This window comes from Ruegeria sp. AL3, assembly GCF_056536065.1.
In genome coordinates this window covers 375,916-391,501 of sequence record NZ_JBQFJG010000001.1, presented here as the reverse complement: position 1 = coordinate 391,501, position 15,586 = coordinate 375,916, and the positions used below count along the sequence as shown (strand labels likewise).

Sequence of the window (15,586 nt, the reverse complement as noted above, 5' to 3'; positions counted from 1 at the left end):
TTTGCAGTGCCCCCTTAAACCCCGGGGGCACTGTACTGAAAAGGCTGACGGCCTTCGGATCTGAATTCACCGGGGCAGCCCTGCAAAATTCAGAATTCGCGTTATTCGGTTTCCGCCAGGAACCGTTCGGCATCCAGTGCCGCCATGCAGCCCATACCGGCGCTTGTGACCGCCTGACGATAGACGTGATCGGTCAGATCGCCCGCTGCGAACACGCCCGGAACCGAGGTTTCCGTGCTGCCCGGTTTGGTGACGACATAGCCACCCATATGCGTTTCAAGCGTGTCCTTGACCAGCTCGTTCGCGGGTGCGTGGCCGATGGCAACAAACACGCCTTTACAGGGGATTTCAGTGATCTCTCCGGTTTTGACATGCTTGACGCGAACGCCCTCGACGCCCAGCGGCGCGTCGGTGCCGATCACTTCTTCCAACTCGTGGAACCACAGTGGCTCGATTTTGTCGTTCTTCATCAGCCGGTCTTGCAGGATCTTTTCCGCGCGCAGCTCATCGCGGCGATGGATCAGAGTCACCTTGCTGGCGAAATTGGTCAGGAACAGGGCCTCTTCCACGGCCGTATTGCCGCCGCCGATCACCACGATTTCCTGTCCACGATAGAAGAACCCGTCGCAGGTGGCGCAGGCTGAAACGCCAAAGCCCTTGAACTTCTCTTCCGACGGCAGGCCCAGCCACTTGGCGCGCGCGCCGGTCGCCAGAATGACGGCGTCCGCCGTATAGGTGGTGCCGCTGTCGCCCTTGGCGGTGAAGGGGCGCTGGCTGAGGTCTAGATCGTTGATGATGTCTCCGATCACTTCGCAACCCATGGCCTTGGCATGATCCTGCATCCGGACCATCAGGTCGGGGCCCTGTACCTCGGTGTCGCCGGGCCAATTCTCGACCTCGGTCGTTGTCGTCAGCTGGCCGCCGGGCTCGATACCCTGCACCAGGATGGGTTCCAGCATGGCGCGGCTTGCGTAAACGCCCGCAGTGTATCCTGCTGGCCCCGATCCGATGATCAGAACCTTGGTGTGTCGTGTGTCGGCCATGGTAACTCCGCTCGAATTGCCTGAATTGGGCTTTTGGCCCGTCGCCCCGATATAGCGACCGACAGACCCGGCTTAAAGCCCCTTACTGTTCAAGCCCATTCAAGCCACCTTGCGCAGGGTGAGGGCGAAATGAGAGATTTGAAAACAAAGAAAATTGCGCATGTACGAAACATTATTGCGCGCGCGTGGGGGGCTGATATAAGAACCGCAAAAATCAGGAGCATTTGATGGTCACGACTCGGCTGGATGATATCGACCGCAAAATTCTGGCGGAACTACAGGCAGACGGTCGGATGACCAATGTGGAACTTGCCAAACGGGTCGGAATTTCGGCGCCGCCCTGTCTGCGCCGGGTGCGCACCCTGGAAGAATCCGGTTATATCACCGGTTACCACGCCGAGGTGAATTCCCGCGAGCTGGGATTTGAAGTGCAGGTGTTCGCCATGGTCGGTCTTGACAGTCAGGCCGAGACCGAGCTGCGCGCGTTCGAAGAACGCTGCCGCGAATGGCCTCTGGTCCGTGAATGTCACATGCTGAACGGCGAGGTGGACTTCATCCTGAAATGCGTCGCACCCGATCTCAGCAGTTTTCAGCAGTTCTTGACCGGTGAACTGCTGACCACGCCAAATGTGGCCAGCGTCAAGACATCGCTTGTTATCCGCGGCGCAAAAGACGAGCCAGGCGTGCCGTTCGACGTTCTGGAAGAACGAATGAACCGGACGGCGTAACCCCCAGACGTTTTGCAGGTGCGGTGTTCGGTGGCAGCATGGCAGCCACCGCCAAGGATAGAATCCAACTTAGTAAAAGCTGCATGATGCCCCCCATAATGCAGTAATCGCTATCGTACTCAGGCTGTCATCGCGTCGATTTCTCCGTCCCCGGCGCGCGGCATCAGCAGCGGACCAAAATCGTTGAGCGACTCGATATGCGCAAACAGGTTCAGATAAACCGACCGCAAAGAGTGGCTGATCATCCGGACCGCGTTCACACCTGGGTGATACGTTTCGAACTGTAAACCATCTACCCGAATAACGGAATGCCGTTTCAGACAAATGTGAAACAGTTCAACTGGCGTCGGCGGCATTGTTTCAATCACACCCGTTCCATCCTGAAATTCGGACACAGGTGTCAGAATCGGGTCATTTCCATACAAATGCCGTAAATGCGTCGGTGTGCCCACGATCCGTGCCGCAGGCCCGGCGATTACACCCGACATCGGCTTTTGCATCCCGAATGTATCTGCCGTGACGCGCGTAAGCGGCCGCGTGCGGCCCCGCGAATCCGGACGTCCCGGGATCAGAGTGACAGATCCCTTCCACAGCACGGTTTCCGACGCGCCATCCTGCGTCAGGACAGTATCCCCGGGCATCAGGTCTTCGATGGCCATGGGCCCATGTTCCGTTTCAACCAGCGATCCGCGCGTGAAGGCACAAAAGGCGTCTTCGAACATTGGCAGGGCAGGCGCGATGTGTCTGGTCTGAACCACGTTTCCGTTTTTCAACAGGGTGCTGACTTCATACCGGCGCAGCTGGGCCTTTGGTTTCGTAACCGGTCGCGGTGCGTCCCGCAGCATGGCTGTCGTTTCGATCGCATTTCTGGCCGCACGGGCCAGTGAACTAGGAATAGTCATAAATATTCCTTCCCCTCAAATTGTCCGGTCAGGCGCGGCGTAACCCCGTACAGGCCAACCTGGCGAACTGGTTCTTTGTCTTGAAACAAATGGGTGACCCATGGGCGGCGGTCGGTCAGACCCCGCATTGCGACAAAATCTCGCTTTCCAATGGTCAACACATTGACCCCCCAGACAAACTCGTACTTCACGGGCGAAAATTGCCCGCACACACACAACTCCTGAATCCGTCTCGACCCCCTCAGATCGCGACGCATCACACATCGGGCAGGAGCAAGCCCGAAGCGCGTTCACCCAATCGAGACCGGCAGCTTGGCCTCGGGGTGTTTCTGTCTCAGCGTCGTGCCGCGATGCGGCTGGCGACCCTGACAGAATGGCTTGATACCCGCTTCCACGGCATTTCCAGCTTCTGGCTCCGCGTGGCGGCAACCATGGCTTTGAGAAAGCGAGATTTGGTTTTCATTTTCTGGTCCTGCTCCGAACGGGTTTGTCTCCCGCATCCGTTATGAACCTTTTGTGACGCACGTTTGCGGCATGGATAAGGCTTATCCGGGATGTTTTGCAGACAAGAAATTTATACTCGGTCCATCCTTCCACTCAACACGCCAGCGTCCGAAACAAGGACGTCAGAAGACCATCTGATAGCTGGCAAAACTCGTTACGATTCTGAGTCCGGTAAACACAACAAATGTGGCGGAAAAGTGGCGCAGCGCCTAAATCTGGGCCAAAATCACAATCTTATGACCGAGATCAACCGCCCGTAATCGGCCTCGTTTGCATGTGTTGTGCGGCGATACGAATAGAACCGGTCTGGGTCGGAATATGTGCAGTGCCGGGTCCATTCCGCCTGCCCGACACCGGCCTGCCGCAATCGGTGCAAACCAAAGGCGGGCAGGTCGAATTGCAGCCGGTCATCCTGTCCGTTCGCAAAGAACCGGGTGTTGTCTGGAGAATCGGCGATAAATGCGTCCAGAAACTCGGGGCCCACTTCGTAGGCGCGTTGTGAAATGCTGGGGCCGATGACGGCGTTGATATTCCGGCGTGTTGCGCCAAGCGCTTCCATGGCGTCCAGAGTCGCCTCAAGCACACCGTCGAGTGCGCCGCGCCAGCCCGCATGGGCTGCTCCGATCACATTGGCTGCGGGATCGGCAAACAGAACTGGCTGGCAATCTGCCGTCAAAATTGTCAGCGCCAGACCAGGTCTCGCCGTCACGACCGCGTCCGCGCGTGGTTTTTCACCTTCCAAGGGCTGTTCAACCGTCAGAACTGTTGGGGAATGAACTTGATGCACGCCGATCATCGCCTCGGGCGCGACGCCCATCGCATCGGCAACCCGCCGACGGTTCAGTGCGACAATTTCGGTTTGATCAGACGATCCATAACCGCAATTCAACCCGTTGAAGATACCAGAGGACGCCCCGCCGCGACGGGTGAAGAACCCGTGACGAAATGGGGAAAGCAAGTCCGAAGTCAGAATTTCCAGTGTCATGGCTCTAATCCCGGCGGTGGTGCAGCATAGGCCGGATAGAGGCCCATCACCTTGAACAGATTTCCCATTTCGGCCGGATGCGTCAACCGGCGATGCGCGGCAGCCAGCGCGTCCAGCTCGGAACCGCTAAGCGACCGGGACAAAGCCTGCGCCCTGGCGGTTATGCCAAGCCGTTCCAGAAACACGCCCTGCGGTGTCAGGCGTGTGTGCCTGGCTCCACAGGCGCGGGTCGCAATGGCCAGAGGCTCAAAATCCACATGTGCCGTCAGGTCTGCCTGACCGGGTGACGCCAGCGGATCGGCGGGCTTGTGGTTTTGCAGGGCTTGCAGTGTATCGCCCAAAGAATGCCAGTCGCCATAATCGACGATCAGCGCGGCACCTCCGTGGCTGGCGATCCGACCGGCAATCACGGTCAGAATGGGGATCGCAGCCGCGCACAGCTCGACCAGATCACCATCCTTGGTGTCCGAAAGCCTGTCCGCCAGCGCCACTTGTGGCCCATTGGGGCCCCGTCCAAACAGCAATTCGCCGTCGCGCTCGCCGACCAGGCGTTCACTCCAGCCGTCACCGTCGCGCAGGAACTGCCGGACAGGCAGCGCGTCGAAGAACTCATTCGCCACCAGCAGCAGTGGCTGGTCCGGCAACTCTGCGACACTGTCAGCCCAGTTCGGTGTGTAACCCTTCAGGGTGTCCGCCTGCACCTGCTTCAGGGCAGGCGAGGCCTCGATCAGCACAATCCGGGCAGCATCGTGAAATCCCTGCACGGTTCGGGTGGCACGCAATATGTCACTCATCAGAGTGCCGCGCCCGGGCCCCAATTCGCACAGGGTGAATGGCGCGGGACGGCCCTGATCCATCCAGCATTGCGCAAGGCACAGCCCGATCAGTTCGCCAAACATCTGGCTGATTTCCGGTGCCGTGGTGAAATCCCCGTCAGCCCCCAACGGATCACGCGTCGTGTAATAGCCCAGCGTGGGATGCAGAAGGCATTCGGCCATGTAGTCGGCCACGCTCATCGGGCCATCCTGTCGGATGCGGGCGATCAGGTGATCGGTCAGGCTCATTTTGCCCGCCCTGCGCGCAAGACAAACCACAGGCCAAGCGCGATCATGGGCAATGACAGGATCTGGCCCATGGTCAGGCCATATCCGCCCACATGCCAGGCCAATCCCAGCGGATTGCCGGGCGACACGAACTGCGCATCCGGCTGGCGGAAGAATTCAACAATAAAGCGCGATGCGCCGTAACCGGCCAGAAACGTGCCCATGATCAGGCCGGGTTGCTGAAAGGCTCCCCGGCGATAGACCAGCCACAGCAACAACGCGCCCAGCAACACGCCTTCCAACGCCGCTTCGTACAGCTGCGAGGGGTGCCGGGCACACATTCCCGCAACCACGCCGGGGCAGTCCTGCGCGGCAAAACCGGGAAAGATGACGGCCCAGGGCAGCTCGCTCGGGCGGCCCCACAGCTCGGCATTGACGAAATTGGCAAGCCGCCCCAACAGCAGGCCGGGTGGCACCGTGTAGGCAACCAGGTCGCCCAGCGACAGGGCCGGAATCCGATGGTGCCGGGCAAACAGATACGAGGCCAGAATCACGCCCAGCAGCCCCCCATGAAACGCCATACCGCCCTGCCAGACCTTCACGATCTCAAGCGGATGCGACAGGTAATAGCCGGGTTGGTAAAACAGCACGAAACCAAGCCGCCCGCCCAGGATCACGCCCAGAATGATCCAGGTGACCAGATCCTCCAGTTGGCCCGGTTTCATCGGCGGGCCGTCCGCAGGCCACAGGGCAGGGCGGCGCAACGCCACGACTGCCAGCCGCCAAGCAATCAGGATACCCGCGATATAGGCCAGCGCATACCACCTCAACGCGAACTCCATCCCGAACAGCGAGATCGAGAACAATTCGGGCGACAGATCGGGGAAATTCAGAACAGCCTGCATGTGCGTCTCATTGCCCGGGGTTTGCAGGGCAAGTCAACCTTGAGCCTGCGGCAATCTTTCCCCATATAGAGATCAACCGCGATACCGGAGAAAAGATATGCAAACCCGCAACAAGATACTGGACGACATGTCCCAGCTGATGACCAACGCCATGGGTGTCGCGCAGGGCGCGCGGGAAGAGGCCGAGAACGCGATGAAGTCGATGATCGACCGCTGGCTGGCCGACCGTGATTTCGTCACCCGCGAAGAATTCGACGCCGTCCGCGCCATGGCCCAGAAAGCGCGCGAAGAAAACGCCGCACTCGAAGCCCGCATTGCCGCACTCGAGGCGAAACTGGACAAGTAACGCCGCGGGCGTTCCCTGATTTCACAGTTTTGGACAAACTCTGCCGCCGCGCAATCCGACCGGGATTGTGCGGTGTCGTGCATTCTGACGTATTGCGGGATTTAATCAACACAAAGCTGACCCGACAGCCAATATTTTGATCCACGTTGCCTTCTGTCCACAACTTATTGCTGTTATCCCCAACAAATAGGGTTGCCAGAACCCACGCCACATCGCACCATATTTAGTACAGGCCTATGGGGGAAGCCCGGTTTGTAGAGCAGGCAACTAGCGCTGGGGCGCTGCCAGCCCCAAGATGCTAGAGATTAGTGAGGTGGCATTATGGCCCTTTCCGAGCAGTATCTCGAAGAAGACATTCATCCGATCGACATTGTTGAACATCTGGCCGAACACCACGACTGGGATTTTGACCGCATCGGGGACGATCAGATCGCCATGGCTGTCGAGGGCCAGTGGCGGACGTATTCGATCACCCTCGCCTGGTCCAACTATGACGAAACGCTGCGGATGGTGTGTTCGTTCGAAATGGAACCACCGGCCGAGCGGGAAATGCAGCTCTATGAGCTGCTCAACAAGATGAATGATCAGTGCTGGGCAGGTGCCTTTACCTATTGGGCGAACCAGAAGCTGATGGTGTACCGGTACGGGTTGGTCCTTGCCGGGGGGCAGACAGCCAGCGCCGAACAGATCGACACGATGATCACCGCTGCCGTCATGAGCGCGGAACGGTACTATCCGGCGATTCAACTGGTCACCTGGGGCAATCGAGAGCCAGAAGAAGCCATGCAAGTGGCCATTGCAGAGGCCTACGGCCGGGCGTAAAGCTTTGCCCCGAACCGACATGTAACGCGGGAGGGGCAAATGGACATGACGCGTGTGGCCGAACAGGGGCTTGTGCTTCTGGGGTGCGGAAAGATGGGGTCCGCAATGCTGGCGGGATGGCTGGAACACGGCCTCCCGCCAGCGTCCGTTTGGGTGATCGATCCGCACCCGTCCGACTGGCTGAAGGCGCAGGGCGTCAACATCAACACACCCTTGCCCGAAGCCCCTGCCGTGGTTTTGGTCGCGGTCAAGCCGCAGATGATGGGCGAGGCCTTGCCCGCCATTCAGGCGCTGGGCGGAGGCAGCACGCTGTTTGTTTCGGTGGCGGCGGGCACCTCGATTGCCACGTTCGAATCCGTTCTGGGCAGCGATACGCCGATCATTCGCGCCATGCCCAACACCCCCGCCGCCATCCGTCAGGGCATCACCGCGCTGATCGGCAACAGCCACGCCTCGGCCGAGGATCTGGCTCTGGCCGAAAACCTGCTGTCGGCGGTGGGTGAGACGGTTCGTCTTGAAGATGAGACGCAGATGGATGCGGTCACCGGCCTCAGCGGATCCGGTCCTGCCTATGTGTTCCATCTGATTGAAACACTTGCCAAAGCCGGCGAGGCGCAGGGCCTGCCGCATGACCTTGCGATGAAACTGGCCAAATCGACGGTGGCCGGGGCCGGCGCACTGGCGATGGCCGCTGACGAGGATCCGTCTCAACTGCGGATCAATGTAACGTCGCCGAACGGCACGACCCAGGCCGCGCTTGAGGTGCTGATGCATGAAGAACGCGGCTTCCCCGACCTGCTGCACCGTGCCGTCAAGGCCGCAACCGACCGATCCAAGGAGCTGTCACGTGAGTGAGATTTCTTTCGACGATTTTCTCAAGGTCGATATTCGTGTGGGCGAGGTGATCCGCGCCGAACCCTATCCCGAAGCCCGCAAACCCGCGATCAAGATGTGGATAGACTTTGGTGATGAGATCGGCGAGCGCAAGACCTCGGCCCAGATCACCGCGCATTATGATCCGTCGACCTTGGTGGGCAAACAGGTCATGGCAGTGGTCAATTTCCCCCCTCGCCAGATCGGCAAGTTCATGTCCGAGGTTCTGGTGCTTGGCCTGCCCGATGACAGCGGCGAGATCGTTTTGATCGGCCCTGACGGTAAGGTTCCTACAGGCGGGCGGATGCACTGATGAAACTGCTGATCACGCGCCCGATGACTCCGGCAGTCGAATCGCGCGCCCGCGCCGATTTCGATGTCACCATCCGGGAAAACACCCTGCCCATGGCGCGGCAGGAGATGCTGGCCGCTCTGGCCGATTACGACGTGGTTGTCCCGACGCTGGGCGATCAGTTCTCGGCTCAGATCTTTGCCGAGGCCGGTCAGCCGCGCTGCAAGCTGCTGGCCAATTTCGGTGTTGGCTTCAACCATATCGACGTGGATGCTGCACGCACGGCCGGGATTGATGTAACCAACACCCCTGGCGCTGTCACCGACGCCACGGCCGATATCGCCATGACCCTGCTGCTGATCACAGCCCGGCGCGCCGGTGAGGGTGAGCGGCTGGTGCGGTCGGGTCAGTGGCAGGGCTGGCACCCGACGCAGATGTTGGGCCAACATGTGACCGGCAAGCGCGTGGGCATCGTCGGCATGGGCCGCATCGGGCAGGCCATCGCGCGCCGCTGTCATTTCGGGTTTGCCATGCAGGTGGCCTATCAGTCCCGCAATGCAAAAGATCTGGATTTCCCGGCGGAATTTACACCTGACCTTGAAGCCCTTGTCGCCTCGGTCGATTTCCTTGTGCTTGCGGTTCCCGGCGGTGCGGAAACCCGCCACCTGATCAATGCGCAGATTCTTCAGGCGATGAATCCTTCGGCCATTCTGGTCAATATCGCGCGGGGTGAGGTCGTGGACGAAGCGGCCCTGATCGCGGCGCTGCAATCGGGTCAGATTGCCGGGGCCGGGCTGGATGTCTATGAGTTCGAGCCCAAAGTGCCCGGGGCCCTTTGTGAAATGGAAAACGTCACCCTGCTGCCCCATCTGGGCACGGCCACCGAAGAGGTGCGCAGCAGCATGGGGCAAATGGCACTGGATAACGTGGCGGCATTTGTGGCGGGCGAGGCGTTGCCCAACCCGGTCTAGCCGCCCACCGCCTCGCGCCAGTGTTTGCGGCACAGCGAAACATAGGTCTCGTTGCCGCCGATCTGAACCTGGGCACCTTCGGTGATGGCGTTGCCGTTTTCGTCCTGACGTATCACCATCGTGGCCTTGCGTCCGCATTTGCAGATGGTGCGGACCTCGCGCATCTCATCAGCCAGAGCCAGCAGCGCGGCTGATCCGGGAAACAGCTTGCCCTGAAAATCCACCCGCAGCCCGTAGGCCAGCACCGGTACGTCCAGATCGTCGACGGCCCGGGCCAGCTGCCAGACCTGCGCTTCGGACAGGAACTGGGCCTCATCGATGAACACGCAGGTTACCGGACCGTCGTCCAGTCTGTTTCGGATCATCGCGAAGACGTCGTCGCCGGGCGTGAAGGTATCGGCCTCCTCCGAGATGCCGATGCGTGATGCGATCCGTCCGGCACCCGCCCTTCCGTCAATGGCCGCGGTCATCAGGTATGTCTGCATCCCACGCTCGCGGTAGTTGTGCGAGGCTTGCAGCAATACGGTCGATTTCCCCGCGTTCATGGTTGAATAGTTGAAATACAGCTTTGCCATGACGCGGGTCTAAAACGCTTGGGGAAAAGGAACAAGATACCAATCTTTTTGATGGAGCGACGTCGCCGTTGCGTTCGCAGAGGCCGAGCTACGCTCTAGGGGATGGAACCCCCACATCTGCAACAGCGACGCCGTCGGCCAACATGTGGCCAAAACGCAGCAAGGCTTAACAATATCACCCCGCAATCACTCATTACCGGCTTGAACTGCCGCCACTCACTCACAAAATCCCCCGCATATCTGAGGGATAGCCAATGTATGACATTTCAATTATGACTTGGTTATGGGAAATTTACCCACGCTTTCCCCCGTTTGGACATCGGGCAGGCGTTTGCAGGTAACAAAGGTAAAACAATGGCAGATATCGGGGCCTATCTGAAAAAACACACAGAAGCGCTGGTCAAAGATGTTGGAATCGAAGCCGCGTGTGAAATTACGGGGAAATCCAAGGCCACTTTGGGACGATACTATTCCGACAATGCTGAGCACGAGGACAGGTTCATGCCTGTGGACGCGGTGGCCCGCCTTGAAAACGCGGCGACTTACCCGCACGTGACGTCGGCTTTGGCGGATCTGAAGAACATCACCTTGTCCTATAGCGACCGCAACACCTCTACCCCCCGCACCGGTGGCGTCAATTCGGATGTCATTGCGCTGAGCCAGCGGTTTGCGATGTTGATGACCGAGTATCAGGCCGCAATCGAAGACGGAATCATCACCGTCAACGAAGCCAAACGGTTGCTGAAAGAAACCAGTTTGCTGCAACAGGTTCTGATCGAGATGAAGCTGCATCTGGAAGAAGAAAGCGTCAGCTAGCCGAGGTCAGGAACCGTTGCGCTCATGACCGGCCAGTTTTCGCCTGTGCGGCTTACCTGTTTTCATGCTCGAAAAGTCAGAAACGCTGACTGTGCCTGTTGCCTCAATTCAGTCACGTCTGTCTTGTAAGGTCCGTCGCGGGCAAGATCGTCAAGGGCAGAGAACCATGCAGAAATCGCAGGGAACATACAGGATTTTCGCAGACCGGGTGGTTCTGCGATTTTTTGTATGCGCCTATGTGGCTCTTCTGGTTCTGATGACCCTGAGTGGTCATCAGGATGGCTCTGACGACGTGATGCGCTGGGTGGTCGTGCAGGATCTGTTGCAGGGGCAGGGCTGGTTCGACAACCATCAGTATCGGCTGGGTCCCGAGGGCGGTACATTGATGCATTGGTCCCGATTGATCGACGCGCCGATCGCCTTGCTCTACGGAACATTCGGTTTGGTTTTGCCGCCCGATACGGCCCTTCAGGTGACGGCATTCGCCTGGCCCTCACTTTTGGCCGGCCTGGCCTTGTGGGCCTTTGCGGTGACAGGCAGCGTTTTGGGCGCGCGGGAAGGCGCTGTTTCGGCACTGGTTGTGGGTGTGCTGGCGCTCGGACACTCCAGGAAGTTCGACTATTTTTCGTTTGATCACCACAATGCTCAGATTCTTCTGTTCGCCACGGCCCTGATGCTGTTTGCGTTGCGCAGGGACAAACCATATGCCGGATGGCTGCTGGGTGCCTGCTTGGCGCTTTCGGTGTCGATAGGCACCGAATCGATATTGCAGATCGCACTTGTCGCCGTGTTTTTTGCCATTGACTGGATCGTCAACGGTGAACCGACCCGTCGCCGGACCATGGCATTCGGTATCGGGCTGGTCGTGACGCTTGTACTGACCAGCCTTGCAACAACGGGACACGAGGCCTTTCTGTTTCCAAGCTGTGACGCCCTGACTCTCAGCGTGGCGTTGCCGGCGAGCGTTGCCGCGGCGGGGCTTTGCATTGTGGCCTGGATCGGGTCTGGCTGGTCACTTTGGGGCCGGGTCGGCGCATGTGTTGCAATTGGCGTGGTGACATTGGCCTGTGCTTACCATTTCGCCCCGCATTGTCTCAGCAATCCGATCGAAGCCCTGCCTCAGGACATGCGCGACTATTGGCTGAGCCAGGTGGCGGAAGCCCAGAAAATCAACGTCACTCTGCAACGGCACCGGGGCGAAGCGCTGGCCCTGATCGCGATGTCGATCCTGTGCGTGGCAGCCGCCCTGATCTTTGCAGTCAGATCGCCCTTCAGACTGGAATACGCCCTGTTTCTGGCCCTGATCGTGACCGGCCTGGTGGTGTTCCTCTATCAGTCCAGAATGATGACATTCCTGGGCGTTTCGCTGGTGGCTGTCCAGGCGCAGATCCTGCGTGTCCTGTACACCTCTTATGCAAGCAGTCGCCGCGCGATGTCAGGGCTTGCGATGGTTGCTTTCATCCTCTGCATCTCGCCGAAAACCGGCGCCAGCATCGATGAGCAGTTGGGGCGCTTTGCCGAGCCGTCCTTTGCCGCATCCGCGATGCCGGCCCGACAGTCACAGCAAAATTCGGGGGCATCCTGCAAAACGCCCGAAGCCTATGCAGCCCTGCATGGCCTGCCAGCCGGCAGAGTTCTTGTTGATTTCGACTTTGCCGCGAACGTGCTGCGCCATACCGACCATTCCGTATTGGCGGGCAATTATCACCGGAATCAGGCTGGAATTCTGGCGCAGATCGAACTGTTCCGATCGGACGCCGACCAGATCGGATCACGCCTGACCGAGCTGGACGTGGATTACGTCATGCTCTGCACGTCCGCACCGCGCGCCGAATTCTGGTCCTGGGCGTCACAGGGCCGTGGTTTGCAACCGCGATTGATTGCGGGGGAAATCCCGGCCTATCTCAGACGGATACAAGCTGCGGAAGGTACAGCCTTTCAGGTCTTTCAGGTGAGTGGGGCAGGCTAGGCCACACAAGATCAACCGTCAGGCGTGGCGCTTCACGATCACCGAACCGACGGAATACCCGGCGCCGAAGGAACAGATCAGGCCCAGATCACCTTCCTGCAAGTCGTCGGAATACTTAGAAAACGCGATGATCGACCCCGCAGAAGACGTGTTGGCATAATCCTGAAGGATGTTGGGTTGCTCGCCCGGCTCGGGTTCGCGGCCCAGAACTTTCTTGCCGATGAAGTCGTTCATCGTCTTGTTGGCCTGATGCAGCCACAGGCGTTTCAGATCAGAGTTTCTGACCCCTTCGGCATCCATGTGGTCGCTGATATGCTTGCTGACCATCGGCAGTACTTCCTTGAATACTTTCCGACCGTTCTGCATGAACTGCATGTCGCGCCGGTCGGTCAGCCCGTCAGGGCGCGAGCGGCGCAGAAAGCCGTTGTTGTTGCGGATATTGTTGGAAAACGCAGTAGCACAGCGGGTCGACAGGATTTCGAAATGCGGGCCTTTGGCGTCTTCGATCCGCTCGATCAGCGTTGCCGTCGCCACATCGCCAAAGATGAAATGACAATCCCGGTCGCGCCATTCCAGATGGCCCGAGCAGATCTCGGGGTTGACCACCAGCGCCGCTCGCACCGATCCAGACCTCACCATATCCGCCGCGGCCTGAATGCCGAACGTGGCCGAAGAACAGGCGACGTTCATGTCAAAGCCGAACCCGTTGATCCCCAGTTCCTGCTGAATTTCGATCGCAATCGCCGGATAGGCGCGCTCGTGGTTCGAGGCCGCGCAGATCACCAGATCGACATCCGCCGCTGTGCGCCCCGCCTGCGCCAGCGCCTTCCTGCAGGCATCCACTGCCATCTCGGTCATGATCCCGGGCTCGTCATCGCTGCGCTGGCGCAGCGTCGGGTGCATCACGTCCGGGTTCAGCACCCCGGCCTTGTCCATCACGTAGCGGTTTTCGATCCCCGACGCCTTGACGATGAACTCTTCCGAGGAATGCTGCATCGCCTCCATCTGCCCGGCGGCGATGGCTTCGGCATTCTTCGCGTTCTGTTTGTCGGCATAAGCGTTGAATGCTTCGACAAGCTCGGCATTGGTGATGACGTTTTCCGGCGTGAAGACACCGGTACCGGTGATGGCGGGGGTATACATGGCGAGCCCTGAGTGTTTCGGATTTGCCCAAAATGCAGTCACGGTGTGATTTGATCAAGGTATGTTGACCTAAGGGAATGTGCATAAAGCTGTAGCTTCATATCTTGAATAGTTCAGAAACTGAAGTATATGACCGCTCCAAACGCGCGGAGATCCCCGATGCCCGACGATATCAGCACCAGGCTTGGCCGCCTCAGCCCCGAGATTCAGGCGATCATGGGCGTCTATGCCCTGTACTGGAAACTGGAAGAGACCTTCGACTGTATCGAAACAGACCTGAGCCACCCCGAATGCCATATGCTGATCAAGCTGGATCAGCCGAAACGCATGGGGGTTCTGGCTGCGGATATGCTGAGTGTACCGTCCACAATCACCGCCACCGCGGATTCGCTGGAAAAAGCCGGCTATCTCATGCGCGAGCGTGACCCCGAAGACCGCCGCGCCTGGTTGCTGGTGCTGACCGAGCGTGGCGAAGAAGCCCGCAACATGCTGGTGGCCGAGGCCGGAGACCTTTTTCACAGGGCCTCGGGCCTGAACGACGAAGAAACAGCCGAATTCGCGCGACTGGCGCGCAAAATCCGTGACAACGTTTTGAAAACGGGAATTCCCGAGGGACTGAAGAAATGAAACTCCTGACCTCTCTGGGCCTTGCACTGGCCGTTCTGGCAACTCCGATTACCGCTCAAGATACTCCGAAGCCGGTCAAGCTGATGCAGGTGCACGAAACAACGCCCGGCTTCACCCGCCAGTTCTTCGGTCGTGTTGCCGCGCGGCAGACGGTCGATCTTGCCTTTCAGGTTGCCGGTCAGATCGTCGAAATGCCGGTCAACGAAGGGTTTGTCATCCCCAAAGGCGGCCTGATTGCGCGACTGGATCAGGAGCCGTTCGAACTGCGGCTTGAGCGGGCGCAGCTGCAAAAGGAACAGGCCGACCGAACCGTCGCACGCCTGTCGCGTTTGCGGGGCACCACGGCCAGCCAGGTGGCGGTCGATGACGCGGAGACCGAAGCGCAACTGGCCGCGATCGCACTGCGCGATGCCGAATACGAACTGGAACACGCGACTCTGACCGCACCATTTGACGCGCTGGTCTCCAGCCGCGCGGTCGAGGCTTTCACCACCGTATCGGCGGGCACGCCGATCGTCCGCATCCACGACATGTCCGAACTGCGCATCGAGGTGGACGTGCCCGAGATCCTGTTTCAACGCTCGGGCCAGAACGACGATATCACCATCACCGCCAAATTCCCCGTAAGTGATGAAGTCTTCCCGCTGGAAATCCGTGAATTCGACGCTGAAACCTCAAGTGTCGGGCAGACCTTCCGCATTCAGTTCGGCCTGACCCCGCCCGAGGGGCTGCAAATTCTTCCCGGCTCGTCCGTCACCGTCAACGTAAAGGTCCGGGATGAGCGCACAGGCATCGTCGTGCCGGCGACGGCCGTCATTGCGGATGCAACAGGTGAGCTTAGCGTCATGGTGTTCTCTCCCGCTGGCGCGGATGAAGGCACGGTCCGCCGCGTTCCGGTGACAATCGAACCCACGCAGTCGGGCGATGTTCGGGTGTTGAAAGGCTTGTCCGACGGTGACGAAGTTGTTGTGGCTGGCGGTGCTGTGCTGACAGACGGTCAGTCCGTGCGCCGGTTCACCGGCTTCGCGAACTGAGGGGCAGA

18 protein-coding genes are annotated in these 15,586 nt (G+C 59.4%); 10 read left to right on the top strand and 8 right to left on the bottom strand.

Going from position 1 to position 15,586, the window contains the following annotated elements:
- Positions 1-101: 101 nt before the first annotated feature.
- A complete protein-coding gene (gene trxB / locus ACR3E6_RS01960) occupies positions 102-1,043 on the bottom strand; it encodes a thioredoxin-disulfide reductase (RefSeq protein ID WP_171634439.1) in 942 nt (313 codons plus the stop codon).
- 227 nt (positions 1,044-1,270) lie between these two features.
- On the opposite strand from trxB, the gene ACR3E6_RS01955 reads away from it, so the two are divergent.
- Complete coding sequence (locus ACR3E6_RS01955; RefSeq protein WP_152458979.1) at positions 1,271-1,771, top strand: Lrp/AsnC family transcriptional regulator; 501 nt, start codon at positions 1,271-1,273, stop codon at positions 1,769-1,771.
- A gap of 119 nt (positions 1,772-1,890) precedes the next feature.
- Here ACR3E6_RS01955 and ACR3E6_RS01950 read toward each other — a convergent pair whose 3' ends face one another.
- From ACR3E6_RS01950 to lgt, 5 genes are all read right to left on the bottom strand, one after another.
- The gene (locus tag ACR3E6_RS01950; RefSeq protein WP_480485568.1) at positions 1,891-2,673 is read right to left on the bottom strand and encodes a Hint domain-containing protein; all 783 of its coding nucleotides are present in this window, start codon (positions 2,671-2,673) and stop codon (positions 1,891-1,893) included.
- Between the two features lie 334 nt (positions 2,674-3,007).
- Positions 3,008-3,136 carry a hypothetical protein gene (locus tag ACR3E6_RS01945; RefSeq protein ID WP_256367481.1) on the bottom strand — a complete coding sequence of 43 codons (129 nt, stop codon included), beginning with the start codon at positions 3,134-3,136 and terminating at the stop codon, positions 3,008-3,010.
- 267 nt (positions 3,137-3,403) lie between these two features.
- On the bottom strand, positions 3,404-4,162 hold the full coding sequence (gene pgeF, locus ACR3E6_RS01940; protein WP_480485567.1) for a peptidoglycan editing factor PgeF: 759 nt from the start codon (positions 4,160-4,162) through the stop codon (positions 3,404-3,406).
- The gene (locus ACR3E6_RS01935) at positions 4,159-5,226 is read right to left on the bottom strand and encodes a class I SAM-dependent methyltransferase (protein WP_480485565.1); all 1,068 of its coding nucleotides are present in this window, start codon (positions 5,224-5,226) and stop codon (positions 4,159-4,161) included. Before ACR3E6_RS01935 ends, pgeF begins: the two co-directional genes overlap by 4 nt.
- Positions 5,223-6,110 carry a prolipoprotein diacylglyceryl transferase gene (gene lgt / locus ACR3E6_RS01930; RefSeq protein WP_210092733.1) on the bottom strand — a complete coding sequence of 296 codons (888 nt, stop codon included), beginning with the start codon at positions 6,108-6,110 and terminating at the stop codon, positions 5,223-5,225. The genes ACR3E6_RS01935 and lgt overlap by 4 nt, the downstream gene beginning before the upstream one ends.
- 97 nt (positions 6,111-6,207) lie before the next feature.
- Here lgt and ACR3E6_RS01925 point away from each other — a divergent pair, with 97 nt between their 5' ends.
- The 5 genes from ACR3E6_RS01925 (at position 6,208) to ACR3E6_RS01905 (ending at position 9,414) form a co-directional block, all read left to right on the top strand.
- Complete coding sequence (locus tag ACR3E6_RS01925) at positions 6,208-6,456, top strand: accessory factor UbiK family protein (protein ID WP_152458974.1); 249 nt, start codon at positions 6,208-6,210, stop codon at positions 6,454-6,456.
- 321 nt (positions 6,457-6,777) lie between these two features.
- Positions 6,778-7,278 (top strand): type III secretion system chaperone family protein, encoded by a 501-nt coding sequence (locus ACR3E6_RS01920; RefSeq protein ID WP_152458973.1) that lies wholly within the window; start codon positions 6,778-6,780, stop codon positions 7,276-7,278.
- A 39-nt stretch (positions 7,279-7,317) separates the two neighbouring features.
- A complete protein-coding gene (proC, locus tag ACR3E6_RS01915; RefSeq protein ID WP_171634418.1) occupies positions 7,318-8,133 on the top strand; it encodes a pyrroline-5-carboxylate reductase in 816 nt (271 codons plus the stop codon).
- Positions 8,126-8,464 carry a tRNA-binding protein gene (locus ACR3E6_RS01910; protein WP_171634415.1) on the top strand — a complete coding sequence of 113 codons (339 nt, stop codon included), beginning with the start codon at positions 8,126-8,128 and terminating at the stop codon, positions 8,462-8,464. Before proC ends, ACR3E6_RS01910 begins: the two co-directional genes overlap by 8 nt.
- Complete coding sequence (locus ACR3E6_RS01905) at positions 8,464-9,414, top strand: 2-hydroxyacid dehydrogenase (protein ID WP_480485562.1); 951 nt, start codon at positions 8,464-8,466, stop codon at positions 9,412-9,414. Before ACR3E6_RS01910 ends, ACR3E6_RS01905 begins: the two co-directional genes overlap by 1 nt.
- On the opposite strand, the gene ACR3E6_RS01900 is transcribed toward ACR3E6_RS01905, so the two are convergent.
- Positions 9,411-9,989 (bottom strand): thymidine kinase, encoded by a 579-nt coding sequence (locus ACR3E6_RS01900; protein WP_480485560.1) that lies wholly within the window; start codon positions 9,987-9,989, stop codon positions 9,411-9,413. The genes ACR3E6_RS01905 and ACR3E6_RS01900 overlap by 4 nt on opposite strands.
- A gap of 354 nt (positions 9,990-10,343) precedes the next feature.
- Between ACR3E6_RS01900 and ACR3E6_RS01895 the strand changes: the two genes are divergently transcribed.
- Both ACR3E6_RS01895 and ACR3E6_RS01890 read left to right on the top strand, forming a co-directional pair.
- Positions 10,344-10,805, top strand: a complete 462-nt coding sequence (locus tag ACR3E6_RS01895; RefSeq protein WP_152458969.1) for a hypothetical protein — start codon at positions 10,344-10,346, stop codon at positions 10,803-10,805.
- 166 nt (positions 10,806-10,971) lie between these two features.
- The gene (locus ACR3E6_RS01890) at positions 10,972-12,774 is read left to right on the top strand and encodes a hypothetical protein (protein ID WP_480485558.1); all 1,803 of its coding nucleotides are present in this window, start codon (positions 10,972-10,974) and stop codon (positions 12,772-12,774) included.
- 18 nt (positions 12,775-12,792) lie between these two features.
- Here the strand turns inward: ACR3E6_RS01890 and ACR3E6_RS01885 are convergent, their stop codons facing one another.
- Complete coding sequence (locus ACR3E6_RS01885) at positions 12,793-13,917, bottom strand: beta-ketoacyl-ACP synthase III (RefSeq protein WP_171722760.1); 1,125 nt, start codon at positions 13,915-13,917, stop codon at positions 12,793-12,795.
- 159 nt (positions 13,918-14,076) lie between these two features.
- Here ACR3E6_RS01885 and ACR3E6_RS01880 point away from each other — a divergent pair, with 159 nt between their 5' ends.
- Together ACR3E6_RS01880 and ACR3E6_RS01875 are read left to right on the top strand one after the other, a co-directional pair.
- Positions 14,077-14,544, top strand: a complete 468-nt coding sequence (locus tag ACR3E6_RS01880; protein WP_171634400.1) for a MarR family winged helix-turn-helix transcriptional regulator — start codon at positions 14,077-14,079, stop codon at positions 14,542-14,544.
- Complete coding sequence (locus tag ACR3E6_RS01875; protein ID WP_210092729.1) at positions 14,541-15,578, top strand: efflux RND transporter periplasmic adaptor subunit; 1,038 nt, start codon at positions 14,541-14,543, stop codon at positions 15,576-15,578. The genes ACR3E6_RS01880 and ACR3E6_RS01875 overlap by 4 nt, the downstream gene beginning before the upstream one ends.
- The last annotated feature ends 8 nt before the right edge of the window (positions 15,579-15,586 follow it).

Excerpts from the sequence above, each read along its gene's own strand:
- ACR3E6_RS01905 (WP_480485562.1), top strand. The coding sequence starts at position 8,464 with ATGAAACTGCTGATCACGCGCCCGATGACTCCGGCAGTCGAATCGCGC.
- trxB (WP_171634439.1), bottom strand. The coding sequence starts at position 1,043 with ATGGCCGACACACGACACACCAAGGTTCTGATCATCGGATCGGGGCCA.
- proC (WP_171634418.1), top strand. The coding sequence starts at position 7,318 with ATGGACATGACGCGTGTGGCCGAACAGGGGCTTGTGCTTCTGGGGTGC.
- ACR3E6_RS01875 (WP_210092729.1), top strand. The coding sequence starts at position 14,541 with ATGAAACTCCTGACCTCTCTGGGCCTTGCACTGGCCGTTCTGGCAACT.
- ACR3E6_RS01885 (WP_171722760.1), bottom strand. The coding sequence starts at position 13,917 with ATGTATACCCCCGCCATCACCGGTACCGGTGTCTTCACGCCGGAAAAC.
- pgeF (WP_480485567.1), bottom strand. The coding sequence starts at position 4,162 with ATGACACTGGAAATTCTGACTTCGGACTTGCTTTCCCCATTTCGTCAC.
- lgt (WP_210092733.1), bottom strand. The coding sequence starts at position 6,110 with ATGCAGGCTGTTCTGAATTTCCCCGATCTGTCGCCCGAATTGTTCTCG.
- ACR3E6_RS01895 (WP_152458969.1), top strand. The coding sequence starts at position 10,344 with ATGGCAGATATCGGGGCCTATCTGAAAAAACACACAGAAGCGCTGGTC.
- ACR3E6_RS01935 (WP_480485565.1), bottom strand. The coding sequence starts at position 5,226 with ATGAGCCTGACCGATCACCTGATCGCCCGCATCCGACAGGATGGCCCG.
- ACR3E6_RS01955 (WP_152458979.1), top strand. The coding sequence starts at position 1,271 with ATGGTCACGACTCGGCTGGATGATATCGACCGCAAAATTCTGGCGGAA.
- ACR3E6_RS01920 (WP_152458973.1), top strand. The coding sequence starts at position 6,778 with ATGGCCCTTTCCGAGCAGTATCTCGAAGAAGACATTCATCCGATCGAC.
- ACR3E6_RS01950 (WP_480485568.1), bottom strand. The coding sequence starts at position 2,673 with ATGACTATTCCTAGTTCACTGGCCCGTGCGGCCAGAAATGCGATCGAA.
- ACR3E6_RS01945 (WP_256367481.1), bottom strand. The coding sequence starts at position 3,136 with ATGAAAACCAAATCTCGCTTTCTCAAAGCCATGGTTGCCGCCACGCGG.
- ACR3E6_RS01925 (WP_152458974.1), top strand. The coding sequence starts at position 6,208 with ATGCAAACCCGCAACAAGATACTGGACGACATGTCCCAGCTGATGACC.
- ACR3E6_RS01880 (WP_171634400.1), top strand. The coding sequence starts at position 14,077 with ATGCCCGACGATATCAGCACCAGGCTTGGCCGCCTCAGCCCCGAGATT.
- ACR3E6_RS01890 (WP_480485558.1), top strand. The coding sequence starts at position 10,972 with ATGCAGAAATCGCAGGGAACATACAGGATTTTCGCAGACCGGGTGGTT.
- ACR3E6_RS01900 (WP_480485560.1), bottom strand. The coding sequence starts at position 9,989 with ATGGCAAAGCTGTATTTCAACTATTCAACCATGAACGCGGGGAAATCG.